Source organism: Actinophytocola sp. (assembly GCF_050699915.1).
Classification (GTDB): domain Bacteria; phylum Actinomycetota; class Actinomycetes; order Mycobacteriales; family Pseudonocardiaceae; genus Actinophytocola.
The window spans coordinates 1-16,606 of sequence record NZ_JBOHGA010000141.1; the positions used below are offsets into that span (position 1 = coordinate 1).

Consider the following 16,606-nt stretch of genomic DNA (forward strand, 5'->3'; position numbering starts at 1 on the left):
GCTCGCGAGCGCGTGCCTGCGGGCGCTCGCGAAGGACCCGGCGGACCGGTTCCCGACGGCCGCCGCGTTCGCCGCCGCGATCCGCGACCAGACGGCACGCCCATCGACCGACACCGCGCTGCTGTTGCCCCACGTCCAGCCCGAACCCGCGCCCGCTGTCCGGCCCGAGCCCGCGACACGCCGGCACCCCACGGTCGAGACGGTCGAGGTCGCCGAGCCGCCCCCGCCGCGCCGCGCGTCCCGGCCGGTGGACCGGCGCCCGGCGCTCCTCGGCGGCCTCGCGGTCGCGCTGCTCGCCGCGGTGCTCGTGTTCTGGCCCGACGGCTCACCGGCCAGGACCGGCGCCGGCACCACGAACGAGGTGCCGGCACAGCAGGCCGGACCGCAGCGGTCCGAGGTCGCCGGCGCGATCGACACGCTGCTAGAGGACGTCGCCGACGCGACCGAGTCCGGCGACATCCTTCGCGACACGGCCAGGGATCTGGCGAAGTCCGTCAGGGAGCTGCGCAAGCGGCACGCGGCCGGCGACCCGACGGAGGTCGCCCGGCGCCTGGACGACCTGGACTACTGGGTGACCGAGCGTGCCGGCGAGGGGAAGATCGAGGTGGGGGCGGCCGCCACCCTCCGTGCCGACATCGAGGCGATCGCCACGGCCGCCGGGATCTCCCGCTGACCGCGTCACCCACGGTCAGGCATAGGAGAACAGCGGCGGGAAGGCGAGCACGACGATCCACGCCCAGGCCGCGTACACCGGCAGGTAGGCGGTCTGCCAGCGTTCCAGCGCGGTGAAGGGTGCCTGCCGGCGGATGAACCGCAGCAGCAGCCACGCCGACCAGGCGAGGTTGGCCAGCAGGATGACGTTCTCGCCGAGCGCGGCCGCCTTGTTGGGCGTGGTGCCGAACTCGGTGATGCGCCCGGTGATCTCGAACAGCACCAGCACGTCGATGGCCAGCGCGCTGAGCACGAGGGCCAGCTGCAGCTTGTCGAACACCCCGGGCGGGGCCAGCGGGTCGCGGGCGGAGATCGAGTAGAGCAACAGGCCCAGCACGACCACCAGCAGGGCGTCGAACAGGATCAGCGCCTCGCGCTCGACGTCGATGCCGGTGCTGGTCACGACGAACGCGATCAGGAAGGCCAGCAGGACCGCGGTGAACAGCGGCGTGAACAGCCGGGTCAGCACCGGCGCGATGTTCTCCACCACGCTCTGCTTGGCCTCCACGAGCCAGCCGGCCACCACGGTCGCGGCCACGGCGCCGCAGGGCATCAGCCACTCGGCGATGAACAGCTCCGAGGAGACGCCGATCGCCTCGAACGTGCCGAACATGATCCCGGTCAGCACCCCGCCGCCGAGGCCGATGAGTACGAAGTAGACGAACCACTCACCGGTGAAGCGGACGAAGTCCATGCGTCGCCGCGACGCGCGCCAGTCGTCGGCCACGTAGGCCAGGCCCACCACGAGCCAGAGCGCGATGGGGAGGTGGAGGATGGTGATGACCAGCGACTGGGACTCCTCCGCGAGCGGGAAGGCGTTGGCCGCCACCGCGCCGAGCGCGAACAGCGCCACCAGGATCCCGATCAGCGCCGGCCTGGCCCGGCGCCGCCAGGCCAGGAAGGCCGCCAGCCACGGCAACGCGAACAACGAGAGGTTCGTCGCGTAGAACACGCCGTCCTGTTCGAAGTCCGCCCCGAACAGCGCCGGCACCTTGACCGACAGCGCCGCACCCGCCGCGCACAGAACCATCACCGGCAGGTCCCGCGACGGCGCGTCCGCTGAGCCATCGGTCTGGCCGGTGAGCATCAGCTGCTTCCACAACCGTTCCGAGTGCTCCCGCGCGAACTCGCGGGACAGCTCGTCCAGGTTCCCCATCCGCTTGACCGCGACCAGGAACGCCTCGTCCGCGCTCAACCCGAGCGCGACGAGTGAGTCCACCGAACCCCGTAGATGATCTTCCAGCTCGTCGGCGTCCGAGCTCTGCAGCTCGGGCCGCCGCCGCACGTACTCGCGCCACTGCGCGAACTGTGCCTCCAACTCCTCCCGCACCTCCCCCGTCATGCCCCACACCCCACTAACGCCGGCACCGGCATCGCGAGCAGCGGCCGGCGATCACCCCGACTCAGCCAGACCTCCTCGAGCGCGTCCACCACCGTGTCCCACTGCCGGCGCTGCTCGACGAGCTCCGCGCGCCCCTTGGCGGTGATCCGGTAGTACTTGCGCCGCCGCTCCCCGGCCACCGCCTGCCAGCTCGACTCCACCCAGCCCAGCCGCTCCAACCGGTGCAGCAGCGGGTACAGCAACCCCTCGGTCCACTCCAGCTCGCCGCCGGACAGCTCGCTGATCCGACGCAGGATCGCGTAGCCGTAGCTGTCCCCGTCGGCCAGGATGCCCAGCACCATCGGCGTCGCCGAAGCGGCCACCAGATCCTTCGCGACCCGCACCCGCACTCCCTCCACCCCTAGAACCTCAATGCATAGTAGCTCTAGGTATTGGTCGGCGCCAACCGCTCGACCGGTCAGGAATCGAGAAGCGCCGACCACCAGGCCGGACCTAGCGTGATCGTCATGAACGAGACACCGAGACAGCAGGCAGACAGCCGAGACAGGCGCAAGGCCGGCACGCCGGGAGCGTTCTCCCGGTGGGCGCAGCGAAAGACGAACGCGCACATGGCCCGCAAGGTCCGCGGCGGCCGCGGCACGTTCATGGGCATGGACGTGCTGATCCTGAACACGGTGGGGCGCCGGAGCGGGCAGCCGCGGGAGACGCCGGTGGCGTGGTTCGCCGACGGCGAGGACTCCTGGTTGGTCGTCGCCTCGGGCGGCGGAAGCCAGCACCCGGACTGGCACGCCAACCTGATGGCGCACCCCGACCGGGCGACGATCGAGCTTCCCGGCCGCGACGCCGTGCCGGTGACGCCGCAGCGGCTCGACGGCGCCGACCGTGAGCGGACGTGGCAGCGCATCACCGCCGCCCAGCCTCGGCTGGCGAAGTACCAGGCCAAGTCCACCCGGGAGTACCCGGTGATCCGACTCGCGCCACGGTGACCGCACGGCTCGTCCCCGCCGCCTACCGCCCGGTGCTCGCCAACCGGGTGTTCCGCAGGCTCATCCTCGGCTTCGCGGTCTCCTACCTCGGGGACGGGATGAGCTTCGTCGCGGTGGCGTGGCTCGCCATCGAGCTCGCGCCGCCGGAGACCGCGGCGCTGTGGGTCGGCGGGGCGGTGGCCGCCTACACGCTGCCCGGCGTGGTCGGCGCGCTGGTGTTCGGTCGCGTGCTGCGCCGGGTGTCGGCCAAGCGGCTGCTGCTGGTCGACAACGTGGTGCGCGGCGTGTTCCTCGGCGCCGTCCCCCTCGCCTGGCTCGCCGGGCTGCTCACCCCGCCGGTCTACGTCGTGCTGCTCGCGGCCTCCTCGCTGCTGCACGCGTGGGGCAACGCGGGCAAGTACACCCTGCTGGCCGAGCTGCTGCCCGCCGAGCAACGGCTCGCCGCCAACACCCTCGTCAGCTCGCTCAACTTCGCCGCCACCATCGCCGGCCCCGCGATCGCCGGCGTGCTCGTCACCTACGTCGGCTCCGCGCTGGTGCTCGGCCTGGACGCGCTCACCTACGTCTTCCTCGCCGTGCTCGTCGCCCGCACCCGGCTGCCCGACCGAGTCGACCACATCGGCCACGTCGACCCCGTCGACCAGGCCGCCGCCCGGGGCGGGTTCGCGTTGCTGCGCACCCACCCCGAGCTGCTCGGGCTGCTGGGCCTCACCTGGTTCTTCAACTTCCTCTACGGCCCCGTCGAGGTCGCCCTGCCGCTGCACGTGACCGACGACCTGCACGCACCGGGCACGCTGCTCGGTCTCTACTGGACCCTCTTCGGCGTCGGCGCGGTGCTCGGCGGGCTCGCGGTCGGCACGCTGCGCCGGCTGCCGCTCTGGCCGGTGACCGTCGCCATCGTGATCGGCTGGGGACTGACGCTGCTGCCCTTCGGCCTGGGCGCGCCGACGGTCCTCACGATCGCGTCCTTCACCCTCGGCGGCGCGATCTACGGACCGTTCGTCGCGCTGTCGGTGACCCTGATGCAGACGAACTCACCACCGCAGTACCTGGCCGCCATGCTCGCCGCCCGCAGCGCGGCCCTGCTCACCGCCTCCCCTCTCGGCACCGCACTCGGCGGACCGCTCGCCACCGCGCTGGGCCCACGCGCCACCCTCGGCGCCTCGGGGCTGGTCACCGTGGCGCTCGGCGTCGTCGCCTGCCTCCTGCTGCTGGCCCGACGCCGAGCCCGGTGACGCGCTACGCCGACCGCTGGTTCCCGGCCGAGGCGGGTGCCCCGAGCTCGACGAGCCCGGTCAGCGCCTCCGGCAACGGTCCCCGGTGCAGGACTCCGAGACGCTGGGTGGCGCGAGTGAGGGCGACGTAGAGCTCGGCCGCACCACGCGGCCCGTCGGCGATGATCCGTTCCGGCTCCACGACCAGCACGGCGTCGAACTCCAGGCCCTTCGTCTCCGAAGGGACCACCGCGCCCGGCACGCCGGGCGGGCCGATCACGACGCTGGTGCCCTCGCGACCCGCCTCGTCCTTCTGGAACTCCTCGATCGCCGCGGCCAGCTCGTCCTCGGTGACTCGCCGGGACCACGGCGCGACGCCGTTGGCGCGGACCGACTCCGGTGGCGCGACCCCCGGCGCGAACTCGGCGAGCAGCGCGGCCGCGACCGTCATGATCTCCGCCGGGGTGCGGTAGTTCACCGTCAGCGACCGGTAGACCCAACGACTCGGCACGTACGGCTCGAGCATCGTGTCCCACGACGTCGCACCGGCCGCCGACCGGCGCTGGGCGAGGTCGCCGACCACCGTGAAGGACCGGTTCGGGCAGCGCCGCATCAGCACCCGCCAGTCCATTTCGGACAGTTCCTGGGCCTCGTCGACGACGACGTGCCGGTAGGTCCAGTCGCGATCCGCGGCGGCGCGTTCGGCGAGGTCCCGGGTGTCCTGCTCGACGAAGCGGTCCGCGAGGTCCTCGGCGTACAGCAGGTTCTCCGCGGACAGCATGATGTCCTCGTCCATCTCCTCCCGGTCCAGCTTCATCATGTCCAGCACACGGGCGGCGTAGTCGGCTTCGGCCTGCTGCTCCCGCTCGACGGTCCTGTCGACCGGCTTGTCGCGGCCGAGCAGGTCGACCAGCTCGTCGAGCAGCGGCACGTCCGACACCGTCCACGCCTCGCCGTCGGCACGCAGCAGCGACTCGTCGCCACCCGCCGCGTGCAGCCGTTCCGCCGACGTGTACAGCTCCGCCAGCAGCGAGGTCGGCGTCAGGGCCGGCCAGAGCGCGTCGAGCGTCGCGGTGAACGTTTCGTCCTCGGCGAGCTCCTTGAGCAGGCCCGCCCGCATCTGCTCCCACGCGTCCCTGTCCTTGCGGTTGAGCCAGCCGCGGCCGATCTTGCCGATGGCGCGCTCGGAGAGCACGTAGGTCACGATCTCGGTGAACACCGCTCGGGCGTCGTTGTGCGGCAGCCCGCTCTCGCGCGCCTCCTCCCTGGCCCACTCCGCGGTCTCGGCGTCGATCCGCACGGTGACGGTGCCCAGGTGGATCGGCACCGGCTGTTCGGGCAGCCGCTGCCGGTCGGCGACCGCGGCCCGGAGCACGTCGAGGATCTTCAGCGAACCCTTGAGCCGCGCGACGTCCGGACCGTCCTCGGCGGTCACCTGCAGGCCGGGCAGGAGGTCGCCGGGTGTCATGAACACCACGTCGGTCTCGCCCAGGGACGGCAGCACGCGGCCGATGTGGTCGAGGAACGCCGGGTTGGGCCCGACCACGAGCGCGCCGTGGCGTTCCATCCGCTCCCGCTGGGTGTAGAGCAGGTAGGCGACGCGGTGCAGCGCCACCACCGTCTTTCCGGTGCCCGGACCACCCTCGATCACCAGCACGCCCGGGTGGTCGAGCCGGATGATCTCGTCCTGCTCGGACTGGATGGTCGCCACGATGTCGCGCATGCCCTCGCCGCGCGGTGCGTTGACCGCGGCGAGCAGTGCCGCGTCCCCGCCCTCGGCGACGTCGGGCCGGCCGAACACCTCGTCGGTGAAGTCGACGACGCGCCGCCCACGGGTGTGGAACTGCCGGCGTCGGCGCATGTTCTCCGGATGCGCACCGGTGGCGACGTAGAACGGCCGCGCCGCCGGCGCCCGCCAGTCGAGCAGGACCGGCTCGTACTCGTTCTCCTCATCGAAAAGGCCGATTCGGCCGATGTAGGAATGTTCACCCGAAATGGTGTCCAACCGACCGAAACACAGTCCGTTGTCCGCCACGGCCAGGCGCTTCATCTCCCTGGCCCGGGCGCGCACCTCGACGTCGCGTTCCATCGGCGTGCCGCCGGTGCCACGCAACGCCGCCTGATACTCGCCCTTCACCCGCACGCGCTCGGCGTCGAGCCGCACGTAGAGCCCGGCCACGTAGTCGCGCTCGGACCGCAATTCGTCGTCGTACCCCTGAGTTGACACAGGCCCCTCACAGTGCTTAAACTGGCATTAAGAACGGCGGGTTCTCCATCGACTTATGGAGTGCACGCCGATTTTTTATTCTCCCCCACGTGTCAAATTCCCTCGATTTGTGCGCTGACCGAGAACCGAACGGACGAGGCGCACGTCGTAACTAGAGCAGGGTGACGCAGGCGAGGGGACGGGGAGATGCAGGACCAGCCCGGCCAGGGCGACCGAACGGCCGCGCGGAACTCCGGTCCCGGCTGGTCAGGGCCCGCGCCACGGCAGCTGGGACCGCACGATCCGCCGGAGGTCGGCGGCTACCGGATCCGCGCCGTGCTCGGGGACGGCGGGATGGGCAAGGTCTACCTCGCCGAGACCACGGACGGGCGCCCGCTGGCGGTCAAGGTGGTGCGCCACGAGTACGCCGACGACCCCGCCTTCCGGCGCCGCTTCGAGCAGGAGGTGGCGACCGCGCGCCGGGTGCACGGCGCCCACACCGCGCCGGTGATCGACGCCGGCACCCAGGCGGCGCAGCCGTGGCTGGCCACGGAGTACGTCCCCGGCCCGCCCCTCCAGTACGCGGTGGGCGCGCACGGGCCCCTGCCGGTGCAGCGGGCGCTGACCCTGGTCGCCGAGGTGGCCGAGGCGTTGCAGTCCATCCACGCCGCCGGGGTGGTACATCGCGACCTGAAGCCCTCCAACGTCATCCTCTCCCCGGACGGGCCCAAGGTCATCGACTTCGGGATCGCGCGGGCCGCGGACACCACGTCGGTGACCAAGACGGGCATGCGCACCGGCACCCCCGCGTACATGTCGCCGGAGCACGTGCGCGGCGAGGAGGTGACCCCGGCCGCCGACGTCTTCGCCCTCGGAGTGCTGGCCAACTACGCCGCCTCGGGCGAGCTCGCCTTCGGCGGCGGGACGGATCCGGGCGTGGCCTACCGGATCCTGGAGCAGGAGCCCAAGCTGGCCAACTGCCCGGAGCTCGTGCGCCCGATCGTGCTGCGGTGCCTGGAGAAGGACCCGCTGCGCCGGCCCAGCACCGCGGAGGTGCGCGAGCTCTGCCTGGCCGCCGCGGCGGCGGCCGAGCCGCCGACCGTGCGCACGGACGCGGTGAGCAACACCAGCTGGACCACGCCCGTGCTGAACCTCGGGCAGCCCGAGTCGTGGGACCGCCCGGCGCGCCGGTGGAAGCAGCCGAGGTTCGCGCTGGCCGGCGCGGCCGCGGCGGTGGCCATCGCCCTCGTGGTCGGCCTGCTCCTCTTCACCGACCCGCCGCCCGGCGACGCGAACCCCGCCGCCGACGCGGCCGCCGACTCCTCGACCGAGCCCACCAACACGGAGTCGGGCGGGGCGGCGAGCCCGGGGACACCGGAGTCGAGCACCTCGAGGGGCGACGAGCCGTCCACGACGGTCACCGCGGACAACCAGTCCGACTCCGCGCTGGAGCTCACGTTCGACGTCGCGCCGATCGAGGGCTACCGCATCGGCGACAGCGCCGTCATCGGGCCCGCGCAGACGATCGACGTCCGCAGCGTCGACGCGGGGAGCAGCTCGCTCGCGGCCTGGGTCGAGGTGTACCGGCCCGGGTCGTTCGATCCGAGCGACGCGCTGGACGGAGAGCCCATCACGGCGGGCGACCGCACGGGCTTCTACGACCCGGCCGCCTTCGCCGGTGACGGCGGGCCGCCCAAGCCCTCGGCGATCCTGACCTACGACGACGACGCGTGGTTCCTGGTGCAGAGCGACCTCCAGGGCGCCGCCGCGCGTGACCTGGTGCAGAAGGTCGCCGAGTCCGTGCGCATCGGCACCCGCCGGGCGCTGCGCTTCCCCGTGCAGCTCAGCGTGCCGTTCGAGCTCGGCCCGTGCGGCGCCTGGGACGGCCTCGACCCGGCCAGGCTGAACCCGGGGCCGCGGCTGTCACTGCTCTACCTGTGCGACGCGCAGGTCCCCGACTGGAGCGACCCCCAGGGCAGCCATGCCATCAGCATCAGCATGGACGCCGACCGGTCGACCCTGGAGCAGTACGCGCCGCCGAACACGAAGATCGGCGGGCGCCCGGCGCGGGTGGAGGAGGGCAGCGGCATCCCGCCGTCCGTCATCGTCGACTTTGACGACTTCGTCCTGACGATCGCCGTCTCCGACACGCACGTCGGCGACTACGAGGCGGGGGCGCTGCGCAAGATCGCCGAGGGAGTCACGGTCCGGGACTACGCGGACGAGTCGACCTGGTTCGCCGGCACGGAGGTGCTGGGCAGGAGCTGAGTATTCAGGCCGGTTCGATGCGGTAGCCGACACCGCGCTCCGTGTGGACCATCGGGGGCTTGCCGAGCTTGCGCCGCAGCTGGGTGATCAGCACGTCGAGCACGTTGGACGCCGGGTCGGCCATCCGGTCCCACGCCACCTCGATCAGCTCCGCGCGGGTGGCCGGCCGGCCCTGCTGGGCCACCAGCTGCTCGAGAACGACGAACTCCTTGGCAGTCAACGTGATCAGCACCCCGGCACGGCGCACCTCGTGCCGGGCGCTGTCGATCTCCAGGTCGCCGCAGCGCAGGACCGGCGGTCGGCCGGTGGCGACCCGGCGACACAGACTGCGCACCCGGGCCACCAGCTCGGCCACCGCGAAGGGCTTGACCAGGTAGTCGTCGCCGTGCTCGAGGCCCGCGATCCGGTCGGCCACGCTGTCGCGTGCGGTCAGGAACAACACGGGCACCGCGGGGCGCCGGGCACGCACGTAGTGGAGGGCGTCGCCGCTGGGCAGCATCCGGTCGAACACGGTGCAGTCGTAGGAGTTGACCGCGAGCGCCTCGTCCGCGGGCGGCAGGTCGGCCACCGCGTCGACGGCGAACCCGGCCGCGCGCAACGAGGCGGTGATCGCCACCCGCAGGTCGTCGTCGTCCTCGATCACCAAGACCCGCACCCGACCGACGATACGACCTCAGCCGGCCCGCTCCATCAGCCAGCCGCGGCCGGCGGCCCGGGCGCCGGCCTGGAACCGGCTGCGCGCGCCGAGCTGTCGCATGAGGTCGGAGACCATGCGGCGCACGGTCCGCACGGACACCCCGAGCCGAACGGCCGCGGACTCGTCGGTGCTGCCGGCCGACAGCAGCGTCAGCAGATCCCGTTCGCGGGCACCGAGATCGGCGGTGTCCGGCGGGTCGTCCGCGACGAGTGGCTCGGCGCTCGACCACACCCGCTCGAACAGCTCGGTCGTCGTGGTCGCCACGCTCGGCAGCCGGAACGCGGCCGTGCCGGGACCCTCGCGCAGCACCACGACCGAGCCGTCGATCACCAGCGCGTCAGTCGGCACGTCGGCCGCGACCCGAACCCGCGCACCGGCCAGCGACAGCTCCTCGAGCCCGTCCACCGGCTCGGCTCGCGCGGTGTCCGGCACGACGATCCGGTAGCGCACGCCGCGGCGGAGGTTGTCGTGGTCGACACCCCGGATCCCGCCGATCGCGTCCCGGCCCGGCATGCGGCTCATCACGAGCACCTCGCGGTCGGCGGCGGCCCGCAGGGCGGCCTGTTCCGGCCAATTCGCGCGCATCGGCCACACCGACCGTCCGCTCGCGTTACGGTTCTCGATCAAGCCTGCCCTCCGTCCGTCGTGCCTTTCCGGCCCACGATCGGGCGGGACACATGAGGTTTCGATGACACGCGTGCTGGTGGTCGAGGACGACGAGGACCTTCGCGTCGCCGTGTCGGCCGAGCTGGGCGCGGCCGGCCATGAGGTGCATGCCGCCGCGGACCTCGCCACCGCGGACGCCGGGCTGGCGGCCGGAGAGTTCGCGTGCGTGGTCTTCGACCGGATGCTGCCGGACGGCGACGCCATCGACTACGTGCACCGACGCCGGCAGGACGGGTGGAGCGTGCCGGTGCTGTTCCTGACCGCGCGCGACAGCGTGGCCGACCGGATCGCCGGCTTCGCCCACGGCGGCGACGACTACCTGACCAAGCCGTTCTCCGTGGCGGAGCTGGCCGCCCGGGTGCGCATCCTGTGCAGGCGGGCGGCGGGCCGGCCGTCGGTGCTGCGGCTGGCCGACCTCGAGGTGGACTGCGCGGGCCGGACCGTGCGCCGCGGTGGGATCCTGCTCACCGTGACGGACAAGGAGTTCGCGGTCCTCGAGTACCTCGCGATCCGCCCCGGCGAGGCGGTGACGCGCAGCGAGCTGATCGAACACTGCTGGGACTCGTCCGCCGACCCCATGTCGAACGTGGTCGACGTCGTGGTCAAACGGCTGCGGCGCAAGCTGAGGGAGCCGGAGCTGATCCACACCGTGCGCGGCCGCGGCTACCGGTTGGCGGCACCCGGGTGACGAACCGGTCCGCCGCCGATCGGTTGCGCCGCCTGCGCTGGGTGCTGACGCTCGTCTTCGTCGCCGCCAACGCCACCGGCCTGCTCGTCTTCGCCTGGCTTTCGATCGCGAGCGACTCCGAGCGCGGCGAGCAGCGCCTCGACGGCGAGCTGCGCCGGGTCACCTCCGTGGTGATGCGGCTCGTGCAGGCGCCGGGCCCCGACGTGGTGGTCACCGCGTACATCCGGGACGACGAGATCAACAAGGAGTGCCCGCAGTTCGCCGTGCTGTCCGGCGACTCCGACGCGATCGCGCCGTACTTCTCCGAGCGGCGCTGCGTGCGGATGGACGACACGGTGCTCGGCGGGCTGGCCAGGGACGCGGTGGACAGCGGGAAGATCCTCACCGGCTTCACCCGAGCCACCGACGGCCGGCTGGTGCGGGTCGCGGCCGAGCCGTTCCGGGTCTCGTCCGGGCAGTACGCCGGCGCGGTCGTGGCGGTCAGCGACGCCGAGCCCGAGCAGGACCGGCACGACCGGATGGTGCTGTTCGTCGTCCTCGGCTGCGTGGTGGCCGTCGGTGGGTTGGGCCTGTTCGGACACTGGCTGTCCGGGCGGGCGATCCGGCCCGCGGCCGCCGCGCTGGAGCAGCAGGAGGTGCTGCTCGCCGAGACGGCGCACGACCTGCGGACTCCGGTCGCGGCGCTGCGGGCGCTGGCCGAGTCGGCGCTGCGCAACCCGAACGAACGCGTCGAACTGCTGCCGCGCACGGTCCGGCTCGCCGTGCGGATGGGCAGCATCATCGACGGCCTGCTGGTCCGTGCCCGGCTCGCGGCCGGCGTCGACCGCCTTGCGCTGCAACCGGTTTGGCTGGACCAGCTGGTGGCCGGCGTGGTCGACGAGACCCCGACCGACGGCGCGAGCGTGACCCTCACCGCGGCGCCGACCAAGGTCCACGTCGACCCGACGCTCGTCCAGCGCGCGATCGGGAACCTGCTGGACAACGCGCTGCGCTACGGCCGCCAGCCCGACCAGCAGGCCATCGTGCACATCTCCGTCGCGGGCGGACGGGTGACGGTGGCCGACCACGGGCCGGGTGTCGACGAGTCGCTCGCCGAGGACGTCGAGCGGTTCCACACCGGATCGAGCGGCAAGGCCGGCTCCACGGGGCTCGGCCTGTCGATCGTGCGTTGGGTGGCCCAGGCCCACGGCGGCTCGCTCGTGGTCTACAACGCCGAGGACGCGGGCGCGATCTTCGTGCTGGTCCTGCCCGTGCTCGACTGAATGGCCCCGGAACGTTCCGTCTTCCTGCGCAAAGCCGCGCGGGAAACCCTCCGTATCCGTTAACTTACGGTGTGACCATTGACGGGGTCGTCTCGCGGTTGGGTAATGGTTGGCGGGCCAAGGTGCCCGCCATGGCCGTCGCGGTCGCCGTGGTGGCCTCTGTGGTCGCCGCGATCACCGGCGCTGCCAACCCCCTCAACGCCATCCAGTTCCTCCCGGCCGGACACTGGACGTACAACGTCGCGCTCGAGACCGTGTACCACATCGCCGGCGCCACCGGCGACGTCGACGCAAGCGTCGGGGTCGACGGCCAGGGCAGCAGCCAGGTCGTGCAGGGCGACACGAGCGGCTTCGTGGTCGGCAACGGGCGAGTCACCGAGTTCGGCAAGTCGAGCCTGGAGGTCGTCGACACCGCCGAGCCGCCGGTCGCCGGCGAGGTCCCGGTGGCACTGGAGGTCGCCGGCGGGCCGTACCTCGTCTACCGGGACGGCGGCATGGTCGTCCGCCTCGGCGAGCAGCCGCTGACCATCGACGCCGGTCCCTGGCTGGGCAACCCGGTCGCCAGCAGCGACGGCACGGTCTGGCTGCCGCGGGTCGGCGCCGGGCTGATCTGCCAGCTGCCGAACGGCGCGGACCGGGTGACCTGCCCGGTCCTCGTGCCCAAGAACCACCGCGGCGCGATGTCCATAGTGGACGATCGACCGGTGTTCGTCGACACCTCGACCGACCTGCTGCACCCGATCGAACGCGACGGGCTCGGCGAGGGCCGCGCGCTGGGCATCGACATCCCGGACACCGCCAAGATCGCGTCCACGGAGGTGTCCGGCCGGCTCGCGATCCTCGACGCCGACCGCACCGAGATGCTCCTCGTGGACACCGCCCTGGGCAAGCCGCAGGCCCCGGTCCGGGTCGACCTGCCGGCCGGCGAGTACGACGCCCCGGTGTCCACGGGCACCGTCGTGGCCATCATGGACAAGGTCACCCGCACACTGTCCACTTTCGACAGTGACGGGGAGATGCAGGACCAGGAGAAGCTGCCCAAGTCCTCCGGTGACCCGCGGCTGACCCGCGGCGCCGACGACCGGGTCTACGTCGACGGCGCCGAGGGCGACCACGTGCTCGTGGTCGACACGGACGGCCTGGTCACGCCGGTGCCGGTCGGCGGCGAGGACGGCGAGCCGGGCGGCGGCAGCAGCAGCGAGCCCGGCGACGGGGACGACAGCAGCGACTCCGACGAGGACTCGGACGAGGACTCCGACGACAGCGAGGAAGCGGACCTGCCGGACGAGCCGGAGGACGAGGATCCGCCGCCGGTGCCGGCGAGCGCGCCGGGCGCGCCGCCCGGCGTCACCGCGACGGCCGGCGACGGCTCGGTGCGACTGTCCTGGGAGGCCGCGGCCGACAACCGGTCGCCGATCACCGCCTACACGGTCAGCTGGGCCGGCGGCACACGGGAGTTCGCCGCCGACGCGCGCGGGACGACGATCGGCGGGCTGACCAACGGGACGCGCTACACGTTCACCGTGGCCGCGCGGAACTCGGAGGGCACCGGGCCCGGCGCCGCCAGCGGCGCGGTCACCCCGGTCGCGGTCGCGCGCCCCGCCACGGCGCCACCCAACATCGAGATCGACATCGACATCGCGACGAACGACGCGACGGTGTTCTGGGGCCGGCCGAACCTGGGCGGCGGCACCCTGGTGCACTACGTCACCGGTGTCACCGGTCTGGCCAACCAGACGGTGCCCGGCCAGACCGCCCAGTGGCAGGGAATCCCCCCGAGCGACGAGCTGGTCTTCACCGTCTCCGCGGTCACCCGCACGCCCGACGGCCGGACGCTGACCGGCGCCACCGCCTCCCGGCGGATCGACGTGACGCCGGAGATCGTGCTGACCCGCGGCGCGCCGTTCGAGGACGAGGCGGAGGGCTGCGACGCGCCCGACTGTGCCCGGCTGAACGTGGCGATGACCGGCTTCGCGCCGAACACCGAGTACCTGGTCTTCGCCGAGTCCAGCGACGACGGCGAGTTCGCCGACATCTTCGTGGTCACCGACGACAACGGTGCCGTCACCTTCAACGACCTGTTCTTCGACGGCGCCGGGCAGGACGTAGTGGTCACCGCGGACGGCCCCGAGGGGCAGACCGAGTCCAACGAGCTCTTTTGGGAACCGCGATGAGCGAGCTTGCGAGCGAATCATCGACACAGGGCGACCGCGAGCGGCGGCACCGAGCCTGCGAGGGGGCGTCGTGAGCGAGCTTGCGAGCGAATCATCGACACAGGGCGACCGCGAGCGGCGGCATCGAGCCTGCGAGGGGGCGTCGTGAGTCAAATGAGGGCCGGCGAGGTCTACGAACGGATCTCGACCAACGTGCAGGGAGTCATCCGCGGCAAGCCCCAGCTGGTGCGGCTCGCCGTGGCCGCGCTGCTGGCCGAGGGGCACCTGCTGATCGAGGACGTGCCGGGACTGGGCAAGACGACGCTGGCCCGCTGCCTCGCGCGCAGCATCGGCGGCTCGTGGAGCCGCATCCAGTTCACCCCGGACCTGCTGCCCGGCGACATCACCGGCGTGCAGATCTACCACCAGGGCGCCGAGCGGTTCGACTTCCGCCGGGGCGGGGTGTTCGCCAACATCGTCGTCGCGGACGAGATCAACCGCGGCACCCCGAAGACCCAGTCGGCGCTGCTCGAGGTGATGGCCGAGCGCACGGTCACGGTCGACTCGGTGCGCCACGAGGTGCCCCGGCCGTTCCTCGTGGTGGCCACCCAGAACCCGATCGAGATGGAGGGCACCTACCGGCTGCCCGAGGCGCAGCTCGACCGTTTCCTGATGCGACTGGCGGTCGGCTACCCGAACCTCGAGGCCGAGGTCATGGTGATCATGAGCGACTGCGCGGGCGTCGGGCCGGACGAGCTGCACCCGGTCGTCGACATCCCCACGCTGCGCCACGCCGCCGCGGAGGTTCGGGCGGCACACATCGACCGGGCCGTCGTCGAGTACGCGGCCCGGCTCGCGGCCGCCACCCGCGAACACGTGGCCCTGCGCTACGGGGCGAGTCCGCGCGGCAGCATCGCATTGATCCGCGCCGCGCAGGCGGTCGCGGCGACGCACGGCCGGGGCTTCGTCACACCCGACGACGTCAAGGAGGTCGCCAAGCCCGTCCTCGAGCACCGGCTGATCCTCACGGCCGAGGCCGAGCTGAACCGGCGCAGCACCAGCGACGTCGTCGACGAGGTGCTCTCGGCGATCCCGGCCCCGATGGTCAGTTCCGCGGGTGCCTAGATGCCCCGGCTCACTGGTCGCGGCGTGGCCGTGCTGGTCGGCGGGGTGGTGTGCGTCCTCTTGGGCCAGTTCCTCGGCTACCCGGTGTTGCGCGGGATCGCCGGCGCCGCGCTCGGCGCCGTGCTCGCCGCGTTCCTGGTCACCGCCAAGCGGCCGCGGGTATCGGTCAGCCGGGAGGTCTACCCGGAGCGGGTGCGCCGCGGCGAGGCCGCGTTCGCCCGGCTGCGAGTGGAGAACCCGGGCACCCGTCGACAGGGCGAGCTCACCGCGGACGACGTGGTCGGGGTCGGCTTCCAGGCGGTGACCGTGCGCCCGCTGGCCCCGGGCGCGCAGGCGGTGTACCACTACGAGCTGCCGACCGACCGGCGCGGCCGGTTCCAGGTAGGGCCGCTGACCATGCGCCGCTCGGATCCGTTGGGGCTGGGCGCAAGCAGCCAGACCACCGGCGACACGACGACCCTGTGGGTACACCCGCGGGTGTACCCGGTGCGGGCGCTGGCCGGCGGTCGCCCACGCCACCACCACGAGGGCCGCACCGGCGACGACCCGCTGCACGGCTCGCTGGACCTGCGCGACGTGCGGGAGTACGTGGTCGGCGACGAGGTCCGGCACCTGCACTGGAAGGCGGTCGCGCGGACCGGGCAGCTGATGGTGCGCGAGTACACCGATCCCGAGCAGCCGCGGTTCACCGTGCTCCTGGACACCCGCCGCCCACTGTCCACACCGGACGGATTCGAGGAGGCGGTCGACCTGGCCGGGTCGCTGCTCGCCGCGTCCTCCCTGGCCGGGCATCACTGCCGGCTGGTCACCCCGGAGGCGCTGGACGTGAGCGAGCGCGGCGGTCCGGTCGGCACGCGCCGGCTGCTGGACGAGCTGTGCCAGCTCGCCCCGTGCGACTCCGACTCGCTGGTGCCGACCGAGCTGGCCCGCGGCGGCGGGCGCGGCGGTGGTCACGGCGGCGGCCTGGCGGTGGTCCTTTCCGGTGCGGTGGAGGCCGACCTCGGGGCGCTCGCGGCACTGCGCCGGCACTACTCGACGACGATCGTGTTGGTGCTGGGCGGAATGGCACCGATCGAGCTGCCGGACGGGATGCGCCGGGCCGAGGTGGACGTGCCGGGCGTGCGGGTGCTGCGCGTCTCGAACGCCCAGGACGCGGCCCGCCGCTGGAACACACTGGTGGCCGCATGACGCCTCGCGCCGCGCTCGCCCTGGTGGTGCTCGCCGCCACCGGACCCGGCCTGCTGTTCGTCCCCGTGTTCGGGCTGCCCGCGCTCGCCCTGCCGCTCGC

At 72.7% G+C, this 16,606-nt stretch carries 14 protein-coding genes; 9 read left to right on the forward strand and 5 right to left on the reverse strand.

The annotated features are described in order from the left end of the window. A partial coding sequence (locus ACRDSK_RS22320) for an FIMAH domain-containing protein (protein WP_431443178.1) occupies positions 1-673 on the forward strand: 673 nt, incomplete at its 5' end. A 15-nt stretch (positions 674-688) separates the two neighbouring features. Here the strand turns inward: ACRDSK_RS22320 and ACRDSK_RS22325 are convergent. Both ACRDSK_RS22325 and ACRDSK_RS22330 read right to left on the reverse strand, forming a co-directional pair. Beyond that, a complete protein-coding gene (locus ACRDSK_RS22325) occupies positions 689-2,053 on the reverse strand; it encodes a permease prefix domain 1-containing protein (protein WP_431443179.1) in 1,365 nt (454 codons plus the stop codon). Further along, positions 2,050-2,436, reverse strand: coding sequence for a PadR family transcriptional regulator (locus tag ACRDSK_RS22330; RefSeq protein WP_431443180.1), 387 nt, complete (start codon positions 2,434-2,436; stop codon positions 2,050-2,052). The genes ACRDSK_RS22325 and ACRDSK_RS22330 overlap by 4 nt, the downstream gene beginning before the upstream one ends. A 123-nt stretch (positions 2,437-2,559) precedes the next feature. Between ACRDSK_RS22330 and ACRDSK_RS22335 the strand changes: the two genes are divergently transcribed. Further along, positions 2,560-3,039: a nitroreductase family deazaflavin-dependent oxidoreductase gene (locus tag ACRDSK_RS22335; RefSeq protein WP_431443181.1), complete on the forward strand. Its 480-nt coding sequence runs from the start codon at positions 2,560-2,562 to the stop codon at positions 3,037-3,039. Then, positions 3,036-4,274: an MFS transporter gene (locus tag ACRDSK_RS22340; protein ID WP_431443182.1), complete on the forward strand. Its 1,239-nt coding sequence runs from the start codon at positions 3,036-3,038 to the stop codon at positions 4,272-4,274. Before ACRDSK_RS22335 ends, ACRDSK_RS22340 begins: the two co-directional genes overlap by 4 nt. Before the next feature lie 4 nt (positions 4,275-4,278). On the opposite strand, the gene helR is transcribed toward ACRDSK_RS22340, so the two are convergent. Next, positions 4,279-6,480 (reverse strand): RNA polymerase recycling motor ATPase HelR, encoded by a 2,202-nt coding sequence (gene helR / locus ACRDSK_RS22345; protein ID WP_431443183.1) that lies wholly within the window; start codon positions 6,478-6,480, stop codon positions 4,279-4,281. Between the two features lie 186 nt (positions 6,481-6,666). Here helR and ACRDSK_RS22350 point away from each other — a divergent pair, with 186 nt between their 5' ends. Then, entirely contained in the window at positions 6,667-8,727 is a 2,061-nt protein-coding gene (locus tag ACRDSK_RS22350) for a serine/threonine-protein kinase (RefSeq protein ID WP_431443184.1), read from the forward strand. Between the two features lie 4 nt (positions 8,728-8,731). Here ACRDSK_RS22350 and ACRDSK_RS22355 read toward each other — a convergent pair whose 3' ends face one another. Together ACRDSK_RS22355 and ACRDSK_RS22360 are read right to left on the reverse strand one after the other, a co-directional pair. Then, positions 8,732-9,382, reverse strand: coding sequence for a response regulator transcription factor (locus ACRDSK_RS22355; RefSeq protein ID WP_431443185.1), 651 nt, complete (start codon positions 9,380-9,382; stop codon positions 8,732-8,734). 18 nt (positions 9,383-9,400) lie between these two features. Beyond that, positions 9,401-10,051 carry a helix-turn-helix transcriptional regulator gene (locus ACRDSK_RS22360; protein ID WP_431443186.1) on the reverse strand — a complete coding sequence of 217 codons (651 nt, stop codon included), beginning with the start codon at positions 10,049-10,051 and terminating at the stop codon, positions 9,401-9,403. Between the two features lie 61 nt (positions 10,052-10,112). Between ACRDSK_RS22360 and ACRDSK_RS22365 the strand changes: the two genes are divergently transcribed. The 5 genes from ACRDSK_RS22365 (at position 10,113) to ACRDSK_RS22385 (ending at position 16,506) form a co-directional block, all read left to right on the forward strand. Then, positions 10,113-10,778, forward strand: coding sequence for a response regulator transcription factor (locus tag ACRDSK_RS22365; protein ID WP_431443187.1), 666 nt, complete (start codon positions 10,113-10,115; stop codon positions 10,776-10,778). Beyond that, positions 10,775-12,040, forward strand: a complete 1,266-nt coding sequence (locus ACRDSK_RS22370) for a sensor histidine kinase (RefSeq protein WP_431443188.1) — start codon at positions 10,775-10,777, stop codon at positions 12,038-12,040. The genes ACRDSK_RS22365 and ACRDSK_RS22370 overlap by 4 nt, the downstream gene beginning before the upstream one ends. A 131-nt stretch (positions 12,041-12,171) precedes the next feature. Beyond that, a complete protein-coding gene (locus tag ACRDSK_RS22375; protein ID WP_431443189.1) occupies positions 12,172-14,214 on the forward strand; it encodes a fibronectin type III domain-containing protein in 2,043 nt (680 codons plus the stop codon). Between the two features lie 153 nt (positions 14,215-14,367). Further along, entirely contained in the window at positions 14,368-15,318 is a 951-nt protein-coding gene (locus ACRDSK_RS22380) for an AAA family ATPase (RefSeq protein ID WP_431443191.1), read from the forward strand. Beyond that, the gene (locus ACRDSK_RS22385) at positions 15,319-16,506 is read left to right on the forward strand and encodes a DUF58 domain-containing protein (RefSeq protein WP_431443190.1); all 1,188 of its coding nucleotides are present in this window, start codon (positions 15,319-15,321) and stop codon (positions 16,504-16,506) included. Positions 16,507-16,606 lie beyond the last annotated feature (100 nt).